Annotated in this window: 19 protein-coding genes, 1 tRNA gene and 1 pseudogene; 10 read left to right on the forward strand and 11 right to left on the reverse strand. The window is 56.8% G+C overall.

Features of this window, described 5'->3' with window-relative positions:
* The 10 genes and pseudogenes from EPD81_RS07170 to EPD81_RS07215 form a co-directional block, all read left to right on the forward strand.
* On the forward strand, positions 1 to 1,557 hold a 1,557-nt coding region (locus tag EPD81_RS07170), incomplete at its 5' end, for a tetratricopeptide repeat protein (RefSeq protein ID WP_221929262.1).
* Between the two features lie 221 nt (positions 1,558 to 1,778).
* Complete coding sequence (locus tag EPD81_RS07175) at positions 1,779 to 2,318, forward strand: outer membrane lipoprotein LolB (RefSeq protein WP_185955388.1); 540 nt, start codon at positions 1,779 to 1,781, stop codon at positions 2,316 to 2,318.
* The gene (gene ispE / locus EPD81_RS07180; RefSeq protein WP_142804779.1) at positions 2,315 to 3,157 is read left to right on the forward strand and encodes a 4-(cytidine 5'-diphospho)-2-C-methyl-D-erythritol kinase; all 843 of its coding nucleotides are present in this window, start codon (positions 2,315 to 2,317) and stop codon (positions 3,155 to 3,157) included. Before EPD81_RS07175 ends, ispE begins: the two co-directional genes overlap by 4 nt.
* Positions 3,158 to 3,179: 22 nt before the next feature.
* Positions 3,180 to 3,256, forward strand: a tRNA-Gln gene (locus EPD81_RS07185).
* An 87-nt stretch (positions 3,257 to 3,343) separates the two neighbouring features.
* On the forward strand, positions 3,344 to 4,294 hold the full coding sequence (locus EPD81_RS07190) for a ribose-phosphate pyrophosphokinase (RefSeq protein WP_142804780.1): 951 nt from the start codon (positions 3,344 to 3,346) through the stop codon (positions 4,292 to 4,294).
* Between the two features lie 88 nt (positions 4,295 to 4,382).
* Positions 4,383 to 4,988 (forward strand): 50S ribosomal protein L25/general stress protein Ctc, encoded by a 606-nt coding sequence (locus EPD81_RS07195; protein WP_142804781.1) that lies wholly within the window; start codon positions 4,383 to 4,385, stop codon positions 4,986 to 4,988.
* A gap of 20 nt (positions 4,989 to 5,008) precedes the next feature.
* Positions 5,009 to 5,632 carry an aminoacyl-tRNA hydrolase gene (gene pth, locus EPD81_RS07200; RefSeq protein ID WP_142804782.1) on the forward strand — a complete coding sequence of 208 codons (624 nt, stop codon included), beginning with the start codon at positions 5,009 to 5,011 and terminating at the stop codon, positions 5,630 to 5,632.
* Positions 5,629 to 6,720 (forward strand): redox-regulated ATPase YchF, encoded by a 1,092-nt coding sequence (ychF, locus tag EPD81_RS07205; protein ID WP_142804783.1) that lies wholly within the window; start codon positions 5,629 to 5,631, stop codon positions 6,718 to 6,720. The genes pth and ychF overlap by 4 nt, the downstream gene beginning before the upstream one ends.
* Before the next feature lie 17 nt (positions 6,721 to 6,737).
* Positions 6,738 to 7,163 (forward strand): annotated as a pseudogene (locus tag EPD81_RS10845) (DMT family transporter); the annotation flags it as partial.
* Positions 7,164 to 7,208: 45 nt separating this feature from the next.
* A complete protein-coding gene (locus EPD81_RS07215) occupies positions 7,209 to 7,670 on the forward strand; it encodes an EamA family transporter (RefSeq protein WP_255446498.1) in 462 nt (153 codons plus the stop codon).
* Positions 7,671 to 7,728: 58 nt separating this feature from the next.
* On the opposite strand, the gene EPD81_RS07220 is transcribed toward EPD81_RS07215, so the two are convergent.
* The 11 genes from EPD81_RS07220 to dmpG form a co-directional block, all read right to left on the reverse strand.
* Positions 7,729 to 8,790 carry an alcohol dehydrogenase catalytic domain-containing protein gene (locus EPD81_RS07220; RefSeq protein WP_142804786.1) on the reverse strand — a complete coding sequence of 354 codons (1,062 nt, stop codon included), beginning with the start codon at positions 8,788 to 8,790 and terminating at the stop codon, positions 7,729 to 7,731.
* 242 nt (positions 8,791 to 9,032) lie between these two features.
* The gene (locus EPD81_RS07225) at positions 9,033 to 10,412 is read right to left on the reverse strand and encodes an OmpP1/FadL family transporter (protein ID WP_142804787.1); all 1,380 of its coding nucleotides are present in this window, start codon (positions 10,410 to 10,412) and stop codon (positions 9,033 to 9,035) included.
* Positions 10,413 to 10,476: 64 nt separating this feature from the next.
* On the reverse strand, positions 10,477 to 11,496 hold the full coding sequence (locus EPD81_RS07230; RefSeq protein ID WP_142804788.1) for a 2Fe-2S iron-sulfur cluster-binding protein: 1,020 nt from the start codon (positions 11,494 to 11,496) through the stop codon (positions 10,477 to 10,479).
* An 85-nt stretch (positions 11,497 to 11,581) separates the two neighbouring features.
* Positions 11,582 to 12,568, reverse strand: a complete 987-nt coding sequence (locus EPD81_RS07235; RefSeq protein ID WP_142804789.1) for an aromatic/alkene monooxygenase hydroxylase subunit beta — start codon at positions 12,566 to 12,568, stop codon at positions 11,582 to 11,584.
* Positions 12,569 to 12,593: 25 nt separating this feature from the next.
* On the reverse strand, positions 12,594 to 12,908 hold the full coding sequence (locus tag EPD81_RS07240; RefSeq protein WP_142804790.1) for an MmoB/DmpM family protein: 315 nt from the start codon (positions 12,906 to 12,908) through the stop codon (positions 12,594 to 12,596).
* Between the two features lie 44 nt (positions 12,909 to 12,952).
* Complete coding sequence (locus EPD81_RS07245) at positions 12,953 to 13,288, reverse strand: Rieske 2Fe-2S domain-containing protein (RefSeq protein ID WP_142804791.1); 336 nt, start codon at positions 13,286 to 13,288, stop codon at positions 12,953 to 12,955.
* Positions 13,289 to 13,300: 12 nt separating this feature from the next.
* Entirely contained in the window at positions 13,301 to 13,567 is a 267-nt protein-coding gene (locus EPD81_RS07250) for a toluene-4-monooxygenase system B family protein (protein WP_142804792.1), read from the reverse strand.
* Positions 13,568 to 13,630: 63 nt separating this feature from the next.
* On the reverse strand, positions 13,631 to 15,136 hold the full coding sequence (locus EPD81_RS07255; RefSeq protein ID WP_142804793.1) for an aromatic/alkene/methane monooxygenase hydroxylase/oxygenase subunit alpha: 1,506 nt from the start codon (positions 15,134 to 15,136) through the stop codon (positions 13,631 to 13,633).
* A gap of 135 nt (positions 15,137 to 15,271) precedes the next feature.
* A complete protein-coding gene (locus EPD81_RS07260) occupies positions 15,272 to 15,463 on the reverse strand; it encodes a 4-oxalocrotonate tautomerase (protein WP_142804794.1) in 192 nt (63 codons plus the stop codon).
* Positions 15,464 to 15,478: 15 nt separating this feature from the next.
* Positions 15,479 to 16,267, reverse strand: coding sequence for a 2-oxo-3-hexenedioate decarboxylase (gene dmpH / locus EPD81_RS07265; protein ID WP_142804795.1), 789 nt, complete (start codon positions 16,265 to 16,267; stop codon positions 15,479 to 15,481).
* Positions 16,264 to 17,295, reverse strand: a complete 1,032-nt coding sequence (gene dmpG, locus EPD81_RS07270; RefSeq protein ID WP_142804796.1) for a 4-hydroxy-2-oxovalerate aldolase — start codon at positions 17,293 to 17,295, stop codon at positions 16,264 to 16,266. Before dmpG ends, dmpH begins: the two co-directional genes overlap by 4 nt.

Below are 17,295 nucleotides of genomic sequence, written 5' to 3' on the forward strand. Positions count from 1 at the left end.
GAGATCGCACTGAGGCAACAAGACTTCGGCAGCGCAGCGCAAGCCTTTCTGCTTGCCGCACAACACGCACGCGCTCCGGAACTCGCTCGCCGGGCCGCCGAGATCGCCGCCATCACCCGCCAAAACGAAATGCTCAACCGCGCCCTCACCCTATGGCGCCAAGTGGAACCGAACGCCGAGACCATCGAACGATTCGAACGCATGCGGGCCGAGCTCGACGCCCAACGCGAAAAAGCCGTCCTGGCCCAACTGGATGAAATCCTGAGGCGACACCCCGAACAACTCCCGAACAACCTGCTAGGGCTCAACGCCGCCCTCGAAGAGCTCGGCGACCCCGAAATGGCTCGCCGTATCATCGAGCTGGCCACCACGCCCTACCTCGAATACCCCGAAGCGCAACTCGCCCGTGCCGAAGCCGCACGCCGTGCCAACGACCTCCTCACGGCACGCATTGCAGCCGAACATGCGCTCTCCCTACGTCCCGACTGGGATCTCGCGCTGGCGCTATGGGCCGAAATCCTCGGCGAACTCGGCGAGACCGATACGGCAATCGCCCGCCTCGAAACCTACCTCCGAGAGTACCCTTACGCCCGAGTCGTACGTTTCACCCTGGCCAAGCACCTCGCCGTGACCCCCGGCCGGGAAGAAGAATCCTTACGACACCTCGAAATACTGCTGGCGAATGCCCCTGACGATGCGCAATTGCTCCAGGCCGTGGCATTGATGGCCGAACGCACCGGCCACCTCGACCGCGCCATCTCCGCCCTCGAGCACGTCATTTCCAAAGGCGGAGACAACGCCGATTTTCTGCGCCTCCAACTCGCGCAACTCTACCTTACCGCCAAGCAGCCACGTCGCGCTGAATCCGTATTGCGCCAAATCACCCACCCCGCCCTCGAAGACCAAAGCAAGCGCCTGCTCGCACACGCACTCGCCAAACAAGGCAAGATCGACGCCGCCTTCGAAACGCTCGACCAGACGAGGATCGTACTCGACCCGACAACGGAGGTCCTGCTCAAGAGTCGCTTGCTACAAGATGCCGACCGTTTGGAAGACGCCCGTCGCTGGGTCGACGAAGCAATCGCCGAGCTCGGCGACGAACCCGATCTGCTCTATGAATATGCCATGATCCTGGAACGGCTCGGCAGACACGAATCCGCCGAAGGATACTTGCGCAAACTCATTGCGCTATACCCCGACCATGCCCATGGCCTCAATGCCCTGGGCTATCTACTCGCCGATGCCAACCGCGACCTCGACGAAGCCGAACGCCTGCTCACCCGAGCGCTCGAGCTCGCTCCCAACGATCCGTTCATCCTCGACAGCGTCGGCTGGCTACGCTATCGCCAGGGGCGGCTCGAAGAAGCGCTTTCCCTGCTGCAAAACGCCTACCGACGCCAGTACGACCCCGAGATCGCCGCCCATTTGGTCGAAGTCCTCACCGTCCTCGGGCGACATGAAGAAGCCCAAGCCCTGCTCAAACAAGCGACTGCACGCTCACCCGATGCCGAGCCGCTACAACGCGTGCGGGGCTGGCTCGAGCAACGGAACCGATGATCCCTCGTGAAAAATTCGTCGGCAGCAAAATCCTCGCCAGGCGTCCCCTGTACTGCAACGATCTATCTTGCCGCTGCCGCAAAAGCCCCTCGAGATCGGCTGCAAGGGTAGACAGCCGAAGCGCAGGCTGTGAGCCACATCACCTCGATGGGCAAACGTCCGAGCATCGGAGAACGCCGCCATGCAGCCATCGTGCTTGGTTCATCGCCTACCTACTCCCCTTGCTGCTCCTGTTCGTCGGCGGCTGCGCCACTTCCCCGGTCGACACCCCTTCTGCGACCACACCGACGCAAGTCCCATATCGCGAAACGTTTCGCCTCGGCGGCCGCTTGCTCGCCGAAGATGACCAACAGCGTTTTGCGACCTCCTTCTCCTGGGACCACGCCCCCAAACGCAGCACGCTCACTCTGCTCTCCCCCACCGGACAAACTTTGGCGATCCTGACACTCGAAGCCAGCGTAGCCACCCTGCGCACACCCGATGGCGAACGCCAGGAAACCGACGCCGCTGCGCTCCTCGAACCGCTCCTCGGATTCGCCCCGCCCCCACTGTCCGCCCTCACCGCCTGGATCCAAGGCCATCCCGGGCCTACGCCCGACCGGATCGAACGCGACCCGACGGGCAGACTCCAGCGCGTCTGGCATTCTGGTTGGATCGTCACGTTCGACTCCTGGCAAGACGCCCGTCCCCGGCGCCTGACGATCGAGCGCGGCGCCGCACGGTTGGTCCTGCTCCTCGACACCTGGAACCCCGAATCATGAGCGCGCGGCTCAGCGGCTGTCCGGCCCCGGCCAAGCTCAACACCTTCCTGCACGTCGTCGGTCGGCGTAAAGACGGCTACCACCTGCTGCAATCGCACTTTCGCCTCATCGATTGGAGCGACACCCTCGACTTCGTGCGCCGCGACGACGGACGCATCCGCCGCACGCACGAGCTCCCCGGCGTACCGGAATCGGCCGATCTCACCCTGCGGGCCGCCCATCTGCTCCAGTCTCGTCTCGGCACCCCTTACGGAGTCGACATCACCCTGCACAAAGTCCTGCCCACGGGCGCAGGCCTGGGCGGCGGCAGTTCGGATGCCGCCACCACCCTGATCGCCCTCAACCGTTTGTGGCAGGGGGGACTTTCCCGGGCCCAGCTCATGGAACTCGGCCTGCAGCTCGGCGCCGACGTTCCTTTCTTCCTCTTCGGCGAAGACGCCTTCGTCGAAGGTATCGGCGAACTCCTCACCCCGTACCCTGGCCCCGAACGTTGGTTCCTGATCCTGTGGCCAGGCGTCAACGTCCCTACATCACGGGTTTTCGCCTCGCCCCGCTTGACAAGAAATACCCCCATTGGCACAATAGCGTCTCTCGCAACGACGCCTCCGCGAAACGATCTCGAACCAGTAGTAAGAGAGCTGTTTCCGGAAGTCGATGCGGCGCTGGAATGGCTCGCCCGGCATGCCGGAGCGGCCAGGATGAGTGGATCGGGCAGTTGCGTGTTCGCCGAATTCGCGGAGCCCTCCGAGGCCGAGCGCATCGCCGCCGAAGTGCCTTCGGGCTGGCAGGCGAAGGTCGCGCGAACCCTGCATCGCCATCCACTACACGACTGGATCTGAGCGCCGCTGCGAACCGGTTACTTGGGGAGTCGCCAAGCTGGTCAAGGCACCGGATTTTGATTCCGGCATTCGAGGGTTCGAATCCTTCCTCCCCAGCCAACACGACGGGCAGGCAAGCATCGCCTGCCCGTTTCGACTTTCACGGGTCTGGTCCCGTGAAGACGGACTCGGGTGCGGAGAATACGCATGCCTCGCGGCAGCATGATGGTTTTCACCGGCAACGCCAACCCCAAGCTCGCACAAGACGTCGTGCGGCGCCTGGGAATCCCGCTGGGAGCGGCCACGGTCGGCCGTTTCTCCGACGGAGAAATCAACGTCGAGATCCTGGAAAACGTCCGCGGTCAGGACGTCTTCATCCTGCAGCCCACCTGCGCCCCGACCAACGACAACCTGATGGAGCTCATCGTGCTGGTCGATGCGCTCAAGCGCGCCTCGGCCTGGCGCATCACCGCGGCCCTGCCCTACTTCGGCTATGCGCGACAAGACCGCCGCCCCCGCTCCGCCCGGGTGCCCATCACCGCCAAGGTCGTGGCCAACATGCTCCAGGCCGTGGGCGTGCAGCGCGTGCTCACCATGGATCTCCACGCCGACCAGATCCAAGGATTCTTCGACATCCCGGTGGACAACATCTACGCCACGCCGGTACTGCTCGACGACCTCGAAAAACAGCGTTACGAGAACCTCATGGTCGTCTCGCCCGACGTCGGCGGCGTGGTGCGCGCCCGCGCGTTTGCCAAGCGCCTCGACTGTGACCTCGCGATCATCGACAAGCGCCGCCCCAAGGCCAACGTCTCCGAGGTCATGAACATCATCGGCGAAGTCAAGGGGCGCACCTGCGTCATCATGGACGACATCGTCGACACCGCCGGCACCCTCTGCAAGGCTGCCCAAGCGCTCAAGGAAAATGGTGCCACGCGCGTGCTCGCCTACTGTACCCATCCCGTGCTCTCCGGCACGGCGGTCGCCCGTATCCAAGATTCCGAACTCGACGAACTCGTGGTCACCGATACCATCCCGCTGCGTGACGATGCCCGCGCCTGTCCCAGGATTCGCCAAATTTCCGTCGGCGCCCTGCTCGCCGACACTTTGCTGCGCATCAGCAACGAGGAATCCGTCAGTTCCCTGTTCAGCGAATGAGCACTCTAATTTTCCCCGACGCGCGAGCGTCGGGGGGTTACGCCGCCTGGTCGCGGGCGGCACCCAGCAACCGTAAGGAGAACTCCTCATGCAAATCACCGTGAAAGCCAGCCGGAGAACCGAGCAGGGATCGCGTGCGAGCCGCCGCCTGCGTCGTGCCGGCCGCGTGCCCGGAATCGTCTATGGTGGCGACAAGGCCCCCCAGCCGATCACCCTCGATCACAACGAGCTCTACCACCAGCTCAACAACGAGGCCTTCCACGCCTCGATCCTGACGCTCGAGATCGACGGCGAGCGCGAGAGCGTCCTGCTGCGCGATACTCAATGGCACGCCTACAAACCGCTCGTGCTGCACGTCGATTTCCAGCGCGTCTCGGCCGGCGAGAAGATTCACCTCAACGTGCCGCTGCACTTCGTCGGCGGTGAGAACAGCCCCGCCGTCAAGCTCGGCGGCTGCATCATCAGCCACGTACTCACCGAAATCGAGGTACGCTGCCTGCCCAAGGATCTGCCCGAATACATCACCGTCGACCTCTCCAATATGCAGCCCGAACAATCCTTGCACCTGTCGCAGCTCGAACTCCCCCCCGGCGTCGAAGCCGTACACCACGGCGAAGGCGATCCGGTCGTGGCCACGGCGCTCAAGGTGCGCGGCGAAAGTGGGCCTGAGGGCGGCGAAACCACCGAAAGCTGAATGAGGCAGACAACCCGGCGATGACGCGACTCCCTACCGCCTCACCGCGTCTCGTGGTCGGCCTCGGCAACCCCGGGGCCGAATACGCCCAGACCCGGCACAATGCCGGGTTTTGGTTTTGTGAGCGGCTCGCCGAGCGGCTCGGTATCCCGCTCGCCCCCGAGAGTCGATTTCACGGCCTCGTCGGCCGCGCGGGCGAGCTGCGGCTGTTGCTGCCCACCACCTACATGAACCGCAGCGGGCTGGCGGTGGGAACGCTCGCGCGCTTCTTTCGCATCGAACCCGAAGCGATCCTCGTGGTCCACGATGAGCTAGACCTCCCCCCCGGGCAGGTGCGCCTCAAGTTCGGCGGCAGCCACGCTGGCCACAACGGCCTCAAGGACATCCAAGCAGCGCTCGGCACCGACCATTTCTGGCGTTTGCGCTTGGGAATCGGTCATCCGGGGCAACGCGACGCCGTGATCCACTACGTACTCAAGCCCCCCCGCGCCGAAGAGCGCGAGGCGATCGAGGAGGCCATCGAGCGCGCGCTCGCCGCCTGGCCCGACATCGCCGCCGGGCAGTGGGAACGCGCCATGGGGCGCATCAACGCCAAACCCAAACCGCCCAAAAGCGGCCCAACGGACAAGGAAGTAAAGTCATGAGTCTGCGCTGTGGCATCGTCGGACTACCCAACGTCGGCAAATCCACCCTCTTCAACGCGCTTACCAAAGCGGGGATCGAAGCGGCCAACTACCCCTTCTGTACCATCGAACCCAACGTGGGGGTGGTCGAAGTCCCCGACCCGCGCCTGGCCGAACTCGCCCGCATCGTACAGCCCCAGCGCATCGTCCCGGCCATCGTCGAATTCGTCGACATCGCCGGACTGGTGGCCGGCGCGAGCAAGGGCGAGGGGCTGGGCAACCAGTTTCTCGCCAACATTCGCGAGACCGACGCCATCGTGCACGTCGTGCGTTGTTTTGAGGATCCCAACGTGGTGCACGTCGCCGGCGGTGTCGATCCCTTGCGCGACATCGAGGTGATCGACACCGAGCTCGCGCTCGCCGATCTCGCCACGGTGGAAAAGGCGCTCACCCGCTGGCGCAAACCGGCACAGGCCGGGGACAAGGACGCCAAGGCGCTGGTGGCCGTGCTCGAACGCGCCTACGCCCAGCTCGACGCCGGCAAGCCGGTGCGGGCGCTCGCGCTCGGCAAAGAAGAGCGGGCACTCCTCAAACCCCTCTTTCTGCTCACCGCCAAGCCCGTGCTCTATGCCGCGAACGTGAGCGAAAACGGTTTCGCCGACAACCCCCTGCTCGAATCCGTACGCGAACACGCCGCCGCCGAGGGGGCCGAAGTCGTTCCCATCTGCGCCGCGATCGAGGCCGAGATCGCCGAGCTCGACGACGAGGACAAACAAGCCTTCCTCGCCGAGATGGGGCTGGAGGAACCGGGCCTGAACCGGCTCATTCGTGCCGCCTACCGGCTCCTCGGTTTGCAGACCTACTTCACCGCCGGCGTCAAGGAAGTACGCGCCTGGACCATTCCCATCGGTGCCACCGCCCCGCAGGCCGCCGGCGTCATCCACACCGACTTCGAGCGCGGCTTCATCCGCGCCCAAACCATCGCCTACGAGGACTTCATCCATTACGGAGGCGAACATGGTGCGAAAGAGGCCGGCAAGATGCGCGCCGAGGGCAAGGAGTACGTGGTGCAGGACGGCGACGTGATCCACTTCCTGTTCAACGTCTGAGCGCAGGCCGAAGCACCATGTCGCCGTCCGATCCCGCCCCCTCTTCTCCGCGTAGCGCCTGGGCCCTGCTGCTGCTCGTCGTCATCCTCTGGGGGGCCAACTGGCCCATCATGAAATACGGCCTGCAGTACATCCCGCCGATCGCGTTTGCCGCGGCGCGCATGGTACTCGGCGCCGTCATCCTCGCCGCCGTGGCCGCCTGGCGCGGCCAGTTGAAGTGACCGCACCGCGACGACTGGCCGGTGGTGCTCGGCGTAGGTTTGCTGCAGATGGCCGCTTTCAGCGCCCTGGTCAACGTCGGTTTGCAGTACGTCTCCGCCGGGCGCTCGGCCATCCTCGCCTATACCACCCCGCTGTGGGTGTTGCCGCTCGCCGTATGGCGGCTGCGCGAGCCGCTCACGCGCCTGCGGCTGCTGGGCGTCACCCTAGGGCTTGCCGGCGTGCTGATCCTGTTCAATCCGCTTGCCTTCGATTGGCATGATCCTCAGGTGCTGTTCGGCAACGGGGCGCTGCTGCTCGCGGCGCTCCTGTGGGCGGTACTGATCGTGCAGGTACGGGGCCATCGCTGGCGCGGCACGCCGCTTTCGCTCGCTCCCTGGCAGATGGGCATCGCGGCCCTGGTGCTGCTGCCGCTCTCCCTCGCGCTGGAAGACGTCGCCCACATCCGCTGGGAAACCCCGCTGTGGGCCATCCTGCTCTACAACGGGCCGATCACCACCGCTTTCTGTTTCTGGGCGATGATCACCGTCACGCGGGCGCTGCCCGCCATCACCACCAGCCTCGCCACCCTGAGCGTGCCGCTGGTGGGCTATCTCGCCTCCATGGCCATGCTGGGCGAGACGCTGCCGTGGAACGACCTCGCCGGTTTCGTGTTCATCCTCACCGGCCTGGTGGCCGCCACGCTCGACGATGCCTTGCGCCATCGCCGCGGGCGCGCGAACCGCGGTTGATCTTTTTGGTCCGACGATCCATCTCTCCGTGTCAAAATAATTGCCGTTTCGATAGCTGTCAGGGGCGAATGAGCATCTTCATCGCACCGTCCGTCTTATTATAGAAAGTAGCATATGCCTTATCGATATCACGCAGTCCAAACTCGTGTGAAAAATATTCCTGTGGATTTACCACTCCATTCTCGAGCAACCGAAGCCCGTCCCACATATACGGCTGGACGTTAGCGAATCCGTTCAAGTGCAGGGTGATGTCGCGCAGGGAAACGTCAGCCAAATTCAGATTGAACTGACCATCAGTGAACACTCCGATGGCCGCAACCGTACCTCCGGGTCGAACGATATCCAGACACATCTGCAGGGTTTCCGGATAGCCAACGACTTCGATAACCTTGTCGAACCCACGGCCTCCGCATTGCGCAATCGCCTTCTCTTTCCAATCCGGCTGGCTGGCGTCGACGGTCGTCGCGCCCTTCTTCGCCGCCGCAGCTAGGCGATGTGGTACTCGATCGATCGCGACACAGCGCCCCGGAGCACGCTTCAAGGAAATATCGAGCGTCATCAATCCGGTCGGCCCGCAGCCGATGAGCGCGACCGACTCGCCGGGTTGAATATCAGCAAGCCTATTAGCGATGATGGCCGACGGGAGGTTGCAGGACAGGGTCAGGGCCGCGGCATCGGGAATCGCATTTGGGACATGAATCGTATGCGCGTCGGCATGCGGCAGCACCATGAGTTCCGCATGGGTTCCATTGAGGTTACCAAACGGTATGCCAAACCCGTAGACCGCCTTCTGGGTCGTTTCGCAGTGCGCCGTCTGGCCGACTTTGCACATATAGCAATCGCCACATGAGCACGAATAGGCCATGCTAACGCGATCCCCCTTCTTGAACCGTCCGACTGACTTGCCGACATCGACTACCTCGCCGATCAGTTCATGTCCGGTCTGTGATCGTCCCTTTTCCATAATGGGGTCCAGTGCCCCTCGATACATGTGAAGATCGGAACCGCATATAGACGTAGCGCAGACCGCCACCAATATTTCGTGATCGGCGCGGATTACCGGATCGGCAATGTCGGTACAGCGGATGTCTTCTGGTCCGAAATAAACAGCAGCCTTCATTCCATTCTCCTTTGGTTTGAACCACGTTTTAAGAATGCGTTTTGAAATTTCCGTGTTTTTCGTCAGTTAGATGTCAAGTTCCAGAACCACACTTGGCTGAGGCGGTGGCCACACGTGCGTCGTCGGCGCTCGTGCGCGCTGCGGTGCACGGCTGCTGCCCCAGTGACATTTACCCTTGGGCACGCAGTAGGCGCGTAAAACTCGATTCGCTGTTGTCATCGCCGATAACTCGACAAATAGTTTTAAAATCGATAAACATAATTGATAACAGCATTATCTTGAGAATGCGTTACCTGGATAGGGTCAGAAGTATTTGGCAGATTTTCATTATTCATCTTTTTCTCAAAAGCATGTGAATACGCAAAATCAACTCTACTTTCCTTTGATATCGTATAGCTAAAACCAAAAGTGGCATGTTTGGTCGGTGTTGCAGGAATTACCGCAAAAAGTGTCTCACTCCGCAAAGCCTCTGAGGCAATGCGTAGTCCTGCACGAAAGGTCCACTTTGGCGAAAGTACGTAGGCAGCCCCTAAGGCGAGAATAGTTTGATTCTTGTAATTTTGTGGAAGTAGGATGTTCATATTACCACCACCGTTTGCTTGGAAGGAAACTTTAATGTCTTTCATAGCATCCTTCCAAAACACTCGAGAAATATCAGCAGCAACAGTCCAAGCCGACGTCAATTGGTGACTTATACCAATATCGGCTTTGGCTGGCATTTGAAAATCCTTGATTTTAATTTTTCCAGAAAGCGGAATCTGACCGAGCTCTCCAGAAATGGCAGTCAAAGTTGCATCGCCTTCCATATCGCTAATTTGGCTCTTAAACGTATAAGAAGCTCCCAACTTAGTTCCTGGGACTGCTTGATATACTATCCCGAAACGACCTGAGTACCCCCACGCATCGACGCCACTGGCAAGCGGTTTGTTCTTTGTCAAGCTAAAATGAGCTCCCTGAAGCTCCGGAATCCCACCAATAACCGGCAACAGAGATCCGGAAACCCGGCCGCTTCCAATTAAGCTGCCAACCTGATCAGCACCAAGTAGAAGATCAAGGTTTAAACCTTGCCATAGGGCGTCCAAGCTGGCGCCAATGGATAAATCATCCGTAACCTGATAGCTGGCAGCAAACGGAATATCCAAAACCAATAGCCTGCTAGAATTATCAAGCCCAGTATTCGCACCACCTGTAGCTCGAGAAAGGAAACTGTTTTTTCCATATTCAGTCCCCAATCCCCCTTTTGCGAAAGCACCGACTCCAAATGACCATTGCCCGACGCGCTGAGTATAAGCCAATTCCGGAGCAATATACGGCCCCCGGTTATTGGAATGATCATCCGAGCTAACGGATTCTCCAGTATTTCGATCACGCACATTAATGTCCGTGGTCACAATATCTAGACCAAGCATCAGCTGATGCACATCGGGAGACAAGGATAGGGTTGCCGGATTGGTCATCATCCCAGCAGCACCCACATCTTGCGCTACGGCCGTTCCTCCCATGGCTCGTGACACTGCGCCATACCCTTCGAAATGAAATACGTCTGTCGCCATGGAGAACGGCGTATGGGTAACCAACCCACAAACGACAGCAACCCCAATGATATGCTTTTGAACATTCATTGCCTCCTCCTCTTTTTTATGGTATTTGATATTTCAGCTTTTCTATGGTTGTTAGTTTTAAGTTTTAAAAAAATCGATCGAAATGAATCTGTGTAAAAGGTACTCCGTGATCGAGCATAAGAAGCTCCTGCAACGCTTGTGTCATTGGAGGAGGGCCAGCAAAATAGAATTCATACTCGGGCAATGGCTTTGGCAAAGCTTCAATAAGCGAATCGTGCACATAGCCCGTACGACCAGACCATTCGCCTGCATCTTTAAAAAGAGAAACTACAGGAATGAAATGAATGGCTTCGCCATAACCTGGCAGTTCTCGGAGTTGTACTTCACCGCAGACATCGCGAGGAGTTCGAGCTCCATAGAAAAAATATAGATTTCTATTATTCAACATTCCTGCCGCAGCAGCTCCCCTCGCAATAGAGATCATGGGCGCAAGACCAGAACCGCCTGCTACGCACACAATATCACGGGGCGAACCAGTTCGCAGATAGGCCACTCCATACGGACCATCGAGACCAATCTGATCGCCAGCAGCAAGGCAATCGAAGAGAACGTGTGTCCCCTGTCCATGAGGAACCCGTCGAATATAGAAACACCATTCACGCTGTTCGTTGGCGATATTGGCCATGGAATAAGCACGCGAACCTTTGACTCCCGGCAAGTCAAGCATAGCGTACTGACCAGGAAGGAAATTTGCCTCCTCACTGGCGATGAAACGAAACTCACGAATGTCGTGAGTGATCTCTGTACTTTCCATCAGAACAGCATGCTGCCGCTTGGGGAGAATCTGTGGTATATATTCAGCTGCCGTAGCCGCCTTGATACACACATCACCAATAGCACTGCACTGACATGCCAAGTACCGACCACGTTTTTTGTCGCGCTCACTCAAACCGGGTGCTTCAGGCCAGAGATTTTCCACCTCACCAGCGACAAGCTCGAACTTACATCCTCCGCACCCTCCAGAATTACATTCGTAAGTCAAACCTACCCCGGCGCGCAGAGCAGCACGCAGGATGGTATCGCCCAGATGTTGGACGAATACACTGCCATCCTTTTGATTTTTGATATTCACAAAATCGTTCATGGGTCACCGAATATATGTCGAATGGCTGCTGGATATATCAATAATTAAATATAAATAAAGATCGAACCAGCAGCCAGAATGATGATCAAAACCCAAAAGAACGGAGAAATTCGCGCATAGTCTCCTTAACAGAATCTGCAGCATCTGGCACATCGGGTAACGATGCACAGTAAGCATCTATTGCCCTGTTGGCTATCGGTTCCCATTTAGTAATCCAACTCTGGATAATTTTGTAATTTTCAGGAGTTTCTAATGCCATCTTCACGAAAGCAGCAATCCATCGACGGTGCCGGGCGACATCAATCAATTGTGCATCTGTAAGAAGCCCAAGAAGCGTATCCCCGTTATGCCGTGCAGATTCACCCAGCTTGCGCAAAACGCTTTCTTCTATAGCAGGTTTAGCAATCAGGTTAAGCGCAATAATACCCTCGCCCCAGTCCCAAACTGTCAAAACTTTTTCTATTAGTTCTCGGAATCCCTGCCATGCAGGATCATTCTCCCAGTAATCACGTTCATCTCGCGTGAACCCCATATCAGGAAAGTTCAGAGAAAGTTCCTTAGTTCGGTATGCAGTATGGCTCACCCAACGTAGACAATCGGCCATCTGAAAATAATTGCAATTGGTAATAGTACTAGCTGGAGATACCTGACCAACATAAGCCGAAGCCATCTGCATGGCATGAAATAGATAACGCGATGGGGTATACAGCCGAGCCAACGACCGCACCCACCGAGGATCAAGAGCTTTGTCATGCTCACGCTCGTTGAATTGGTCAAAGAGTCCATAAACATATGTCTCTTGACCATCTTGTATCAGATTATAGGTACGATAAATTACTTCATCTGGATCACGAAAAGCATTCCAATCTTCATGTTTGAGCGGAGAACCAAAAGTATATTTCTTATACCACTCATTCATGAACATATGAGGGTCAAGTTCATAGGGCGCATTAGGATCCCGATCGTTGTAGTGAAGTTTCACGCTGACAATCTCGTACTCGCTAGGTTTGCGACGACGAGACGCCAAGTGACTCCAAGTTTTCAGTGGTTTAAGCAATTGCAATTCGGACATTTTAGTCTCCTCGACCGATTTTAGATTAAATCTTTTTAACGAAGTAGAATCGTACAAATTTATCTTTAGTTTCAATCTGACCTGCAAAAGAACAAAGATCAATTTCTAGATCTTTCATTTGAAAAGGCCTACCGAGTTGCCTCTCAATAGTCTCTTCTCGCAGTATCAACTCGTTATCCGCATGGATACGGATATAAGCCAACTTATCATCAACGTATATTTCCTTTCCCGGATTATCGATTTTAGCAGCCTCAATAATCGCTTCTGCCAATTCTCCAGCTCGCATGACAGGGCCCACCATGTTATTATGATAAGCTTGCCTAGCTGTCTCTATACTCATCGGATTCTCCCTTTAATCTATTCCGGCCATACAGTTATAAATCATTATGTATGGGCAAAAAAAGGATTAACTCCCTCGGTATCAATTAAAATGTCATTTCCATCAACTTTTACTGGATATTCGGCTAAAGCGCAATCATCTGGATTAATACCCTTTCCTGTATGGGCATCAAATTGCCATAAATGCGCCCGACAAACCACCTTCTTCCCATCAAACTTGCCCTCAACGAGTGGAATATCCTGATGTGGACAAATACCCTGAAACGCCTTGATTTCACCGCCGTCAAGAGAAACTAGCAAAATTTCATGGCCGTTTACGGTATAGGAAGCCATTTCGCCTTCCCACAGATCATCGAGAGTGCAAACTTTTGTATAGGGCATCTCTTGCTCCGTTCATTTCTCGATTGATTCCCAAATAATCTCGATCGTTTCTGTTGGTTTCAACCCAGACTCCGAAACCTTCATTTCTCTGGGAAAAAATTCTTTTTCCCCCTGTCTACGAACACGTAATATACAACCAGGACGAGCTTTGACACGTCGGCCAACTGAATGTATAGCAGCCGCAGCAGCAACCTCATCCATGGTACTCTCTGTATCTACTGCTACTAATTGCAAAACAAAATCCCCTTCGAAATTCGAAGTCAGCGGAAAAAGGGCCATTTTCTCATCTCCTGGTCGATTGGACCCGACGCTAAAACGCCGGGTCACTTGCTTGTTGTCGTATCAGGCAACTTTCTTGACTGAACGCAATTGACGATACACCTCAGCCCATGCATATTTATGAGCATCGTCGCCAATTTCACCAGGTGCAAGATTCATATACTGGAGCGCTCCATTGAGATCCATCGGTTGGATCATTCCTGCCAGAAAACGATCGACGAGGGTAAGATGACCAGCATAGCGTTCCGGTTCTTGCTGAAAAACCCAACGATCTACTTCCGATCCGAAGTGGTAGAGGCGACCGTTGTACTCCAATGGATAATCTTTGACATTCCAACCTTTACCCGGTGTGCCCATTATCGGCAATTGACACATATTGCAAATTACAGGCAAAGTTTCCGGATAAGCCATGGACATGTTACCCTCCACAACGTTATCAATGATCACATCCCAACATTGCCCCCAGGTGTCATTCCAACCAGGATATTTTTCTTCCAGCCAAGCACGCTCATCAGGTGTTACACCAGCAGCAGGACTCCACCATACAGTAGGGCGCCAAAAATAAACACCCAAATGCATACCATGATGAGTTTCACCGAGATCTCTGAGAAAGATATCCCAATACCAAGGCAAATCTAGCCCCATGTCGGTCAAAGCACGTTCAAACTGAGCGACAATCCATTCTTCCATAAATTCTTTGAAAGACTGCTTGCGATGCACTAATGGCGTATAGTAGTCCATAATCGGGCCAGTCAGCACTGAAAATAACTTCCAGGCACGCCAGACCGCAATGTCTACTCGCTTTTGGGCCTCCGCTTTCTTACCATTCTCAATCAACACCTTGAGGGCTGGTCCCCCAATTTGGGCATGTCGAGATTCGTCAGTCTGAATACTAGAAATCAGGTTGGAAAAAGTGTGATCGCCAGATTCAGCTGCATCGGCAGCAAGACCGAGAAACTGCATGTTGGTAAAACCCGTTTCAAAGGCGAAGGTCAACATAATAGATACGCTAATAGCATCTCTCGTCATCATGATATCGTCGAAGAAATGACGAGCCGCTATCATTGCCCACTCGTTAGTGTCATAGGCCTTGAAGGCCCAATCCATCTGACGATCCTTCGATACATGTTCATGAGCAAAATAGAGCTGAATTTGACCGTGACGAATTTCATCTAGACAACCTAATGTGGCCATGTTGCGCATGCCGGGAGCCTTAGAGAAACGCATCATACGGGCTTCAGCACTGGCAGCAGCATATTCTCCGCGAGCGATCGCACCATAGTGCTCTTTAATTACTGCTTTCCAACCTGGATCAGCATTCTCGAAAATTCGACTGCGCTCAAGGGCAGCCTTAACCGAGTAAGCACCTGCATCTTTTTCGCGCTGTACCTTCACATACTCAGGATAAGTCTGTTTATAAGGTTCATCGTAATTTTCCCACGCGTTTTGTGGCAGACCAAAATCCCCTGATAATTTTGGGGGAAATAATTCATTTTCGGTAACGTAAGTTGGCGTCCAGTTTGTGGTTCTGGCTAGGTCATACCAGTCCATTCTATTGAGCAGAGCCATTTTTATCTCCTTTGAAGTTCAAGTTTAAGAGTTCGCTAGTCACTTAAAAATAAAAAGTAAATTTAGATAAATTTAATATATTGAATTAAAATCATATGTTCATTGCCTCCTCCTCTTTTCATCGTTTGTTCGGACTCATCGTCCCAAGTCTTTGGCCGTAACGCCGCCGATACCCCATTGCGACTTCGGCACGTCCTGGATCATCACGCGGACGTTCTCCTTGGGTGAACCGAGCGATTCAACCAGCGCCTCGGTCACCTTGGCGATTGCCGCCTTCTTCTGCTCTTCGGTACGACCTTCAAGGATGTAGATCTGTACGAACGGCACGATTTTTCTCCCCCTTCAACGAAAACGAACCCCGACCGATCCCAGGTGCTGCATGCGCAGCGTGATCGCATCGCCTTTTTGCACGCTCACGGCTTCCGTGATTCCGCCCGAGAGGATGAGACTCCCCGCGGGAATCTCTTCTCCGCGCCGTCCCAGCTCGTTGGCGAGCATGGCAATGGCGCTCGCCGGATGTCCCAGCACGGCGGCACCGGCGCCGAAAGCCACCGGCTCGCCGTTCTTCTCCAGCACCACCCCGATCGTGCGCAGATCGAGCTCCTGGGGTGGCGCGATGCGCCCGCCCACGACGAAACGGCTGCTCGAGCAGTTGTCGGCGATCACGCTCTTCAGATCGAACTTGAAATCGCGGTAGCGGCTGTCGATCACCTCGATGGCGGGAATCACGAAATCGGTGGCGGCGAGCACCGTGCCGATGTGGCAGCCCGGCCCCTTGAGCGGCGCCTTGGTCACGAACGCAATCTCCGGTTCTACCTTGGGATGGATGAGCGCGCTCGTGTCGATTTCTCCCCCTTCGGGAACGGCATAGTCGTCAACGAGAAACCCGAAACAGGGCGTGGAGACACCCATTTGCCGCATTTTGGCGTGGGAGGTGAGCCCTGCCTTGAAACCAACCACCCGCGCACCCCGGGCAAGCTTGCGCTGCTTGATCGCCTCCTGGATGGCATAAGCGTCCTCCCAGTCCATGTCGGGATGCTCGTCGGTGATCTTGGTCGTGTCGCGCGCCTCGAGCTCGCAGCGCTCGAGGTGTTCAGCCAAGCGTTCGATCACTTCCCGGGTGAGTTTCATGCCGCCATCTCCCGCGCTTTGGCCATGCTGAGCGCCGTATCCTCGATCATGTCTTCTTGCCCCCCAACCATGCCGCGACGCCCGAGTTCGACGAGAATCTCGCGCGCGGGGATACCGTATTTCTGCTCGGCGCGTTTGGCAAAGAGCAGGAAAGAGCCGTAGACGCCGGCGTAGCCCAGAGTGAGCGCGTCGCGGTCGATGCGGATGGGGAAATCCATGATCGGCACGACGAGGTCTTCGGCCACGTCCTGGATTTTGAAGACGTCGATGCCGGTCTCGATGCCCATGAGATCGCACACGGCCACCAGCACTTCGGTGGGCGTGTTGCCCGCGCCCGCCCCCAGCCCCGCGGCCGAACCGTCGATACGCACGGCGCCCACTTCGATCGCGGCGAGCGAATTGGCGATCGCCATGCCCAGGTTATTGTGCGCGTGGAACCCCACTTCGGTCTCGGGCTTGAGCGCCTCGCGCACCGCACCCACTCGCGCCTTGACGCCGTCGGGCAGCAGATGTCCGGCCGAGTCGGTGACGTAGATGCAGTTGGCCCCGTAGCTCTCCATGAGCTTGGCTTGCTGCACCAGACCTTCGGGCGTGTTCATGTGGGCCATCATGAGAAAGCCCACGGTGTCCATGCCGAGTTTGCGTGCCATGCCGATGTGCTGCTCCGAGACGTCGGCCTCGGTGCAGTGCGTGGCCACGCGGATGGTATTCACCCCGAGTTCATGGGCCATCTTCAAGTGATCGACGGTGCCGATGCCCGGCAGCAGCAGGGCGGAGACCTTGGCGCGTTTGAGCTGAGGGATGACGGCGGCGAGGTATTCTTCGTCGCTGTGTGCCGGGAAACCGTAATTGACCGACGCACCACCCAGCCCGTCGCCGTGGGAGATCTCGATGAGGGGCACGCCGGCCTCGTCGAGCCCCTTGGCGATCGCCACCATCTGTTCGAGCGTGATCTGATGGCGCTTGGGGTGCATCCCATCACGCAGGGTCATGTCATGAACGGTGATTTTTTTGCCGCGAAGATCCAT

This window comes from Tepidiphilus sp. J10, assembly GCF_006980785.1.
Lineage (GTDB): Bacteria > Pseudomonadota > Gammaproteobacteria > Burkholderiales > Rhodocyclaceae > Tepidiphilus > Tepidiphilus olei.

Coding starts and splice junctions, on each gene's coding strand:
- ispE (WP_142804779.1), top strand. CDS start 2,315: ATGAGCGCGCGGCTCAGCGGCTGTCCGGCCCCGGCCAAGCTCAACACC.
- EPD81_RS07235 (WP_142804789.1), bottom strand. CDS start 12,568: ATGTCCGAATTGCAATTGCTTAAACCACTGAAAACTTGGAGTCACTTG.
- EPD81_RS07250 (WP_142804792.1), bottom strand. CDS start 13,567: ATGGCCCTTTTTCCGCTGACTTCGAATTTCGAAGGGGATTTTGTTTTG.
- EPD81_RS07220 (WP_142804786.1), bottom strand. CDS start 8,790: ATGAAGGCTGCTGTTTATTTCGGACCAGAAGACATCCGCTGTACCGAC.
- ychF (WP_142804783.1), top strand. CDS start 5,629: ATGAGTCTGCGCTGTGGCATCGTCGGACTACCCAACGTCGGCAAATCC.
- EPD81_RS07195 (WP_142804781.1), top strand. CDS start 4,383: ATGCAAATCACCGTGAAAGCCAGCCGGAGAACCGAGCAGGGATCGCGT.
- EPD81_RS07230 (WP_142804788.1), bottom strand. CDS start 11,496: ATGAACGATTTTGTGAATATCAAAAATCAAAAGGATGGCAGTGTATTC.
- EPD81_RS07245 (WP_142804791.1), bottom strand. CDS start 13,288: ATGCCCTATACAAAAGTTTGCACTCTCGATGATCTGTGGGAAGGCGAA.
- dmpG (WP_142804796.1), bottom strand. CDS start 17,295: ATGGATCTTCGCGGCAAAAAAATCACCGTTCATGACATGACCCTGCGT.
- EPD81_RS07225 (WP_142804787.1), bottom strand. CDS start 10,412: ATGAATGTTCAAAAGCATATCATTGGGGTTGCTGTCGTTTGTGGGTTG.
- EPD81_RS07240 (WP_142804790.1), bottom strand. CDS start 12,908: ATGAGTATAGAGACAGCTAGGCAAGCTTATCATAATAACATGGTGGGC.
- EPD81_RS07255 (WP_142804793.1), bottom strand. CDS start 15,136: ATGGCTCTGCTCAATAGAATGGACTGGTATGACCTAGCCAGAACCACA.
- pth (WP_142804782.1), top strand. CDS start 5,009: ATGACGCGACTCCCTACCGCCTCACCGCGTCTCGTGGTCGGCCTCGGC.
- dmpH (WP_142804795.1), bottom strand. CDS start 16,267: ATGAAACTCACCCGGGAAGTGATCGAACGCTTGGCTGAACACCTCGAG.
- EPD81_RS07190 (WP_142804780.1), top strand. CDS start 3,344: ATGCCTCGCGGCAGCATGATGGTTTTCACCGGCAACGCCAACCCCAAG.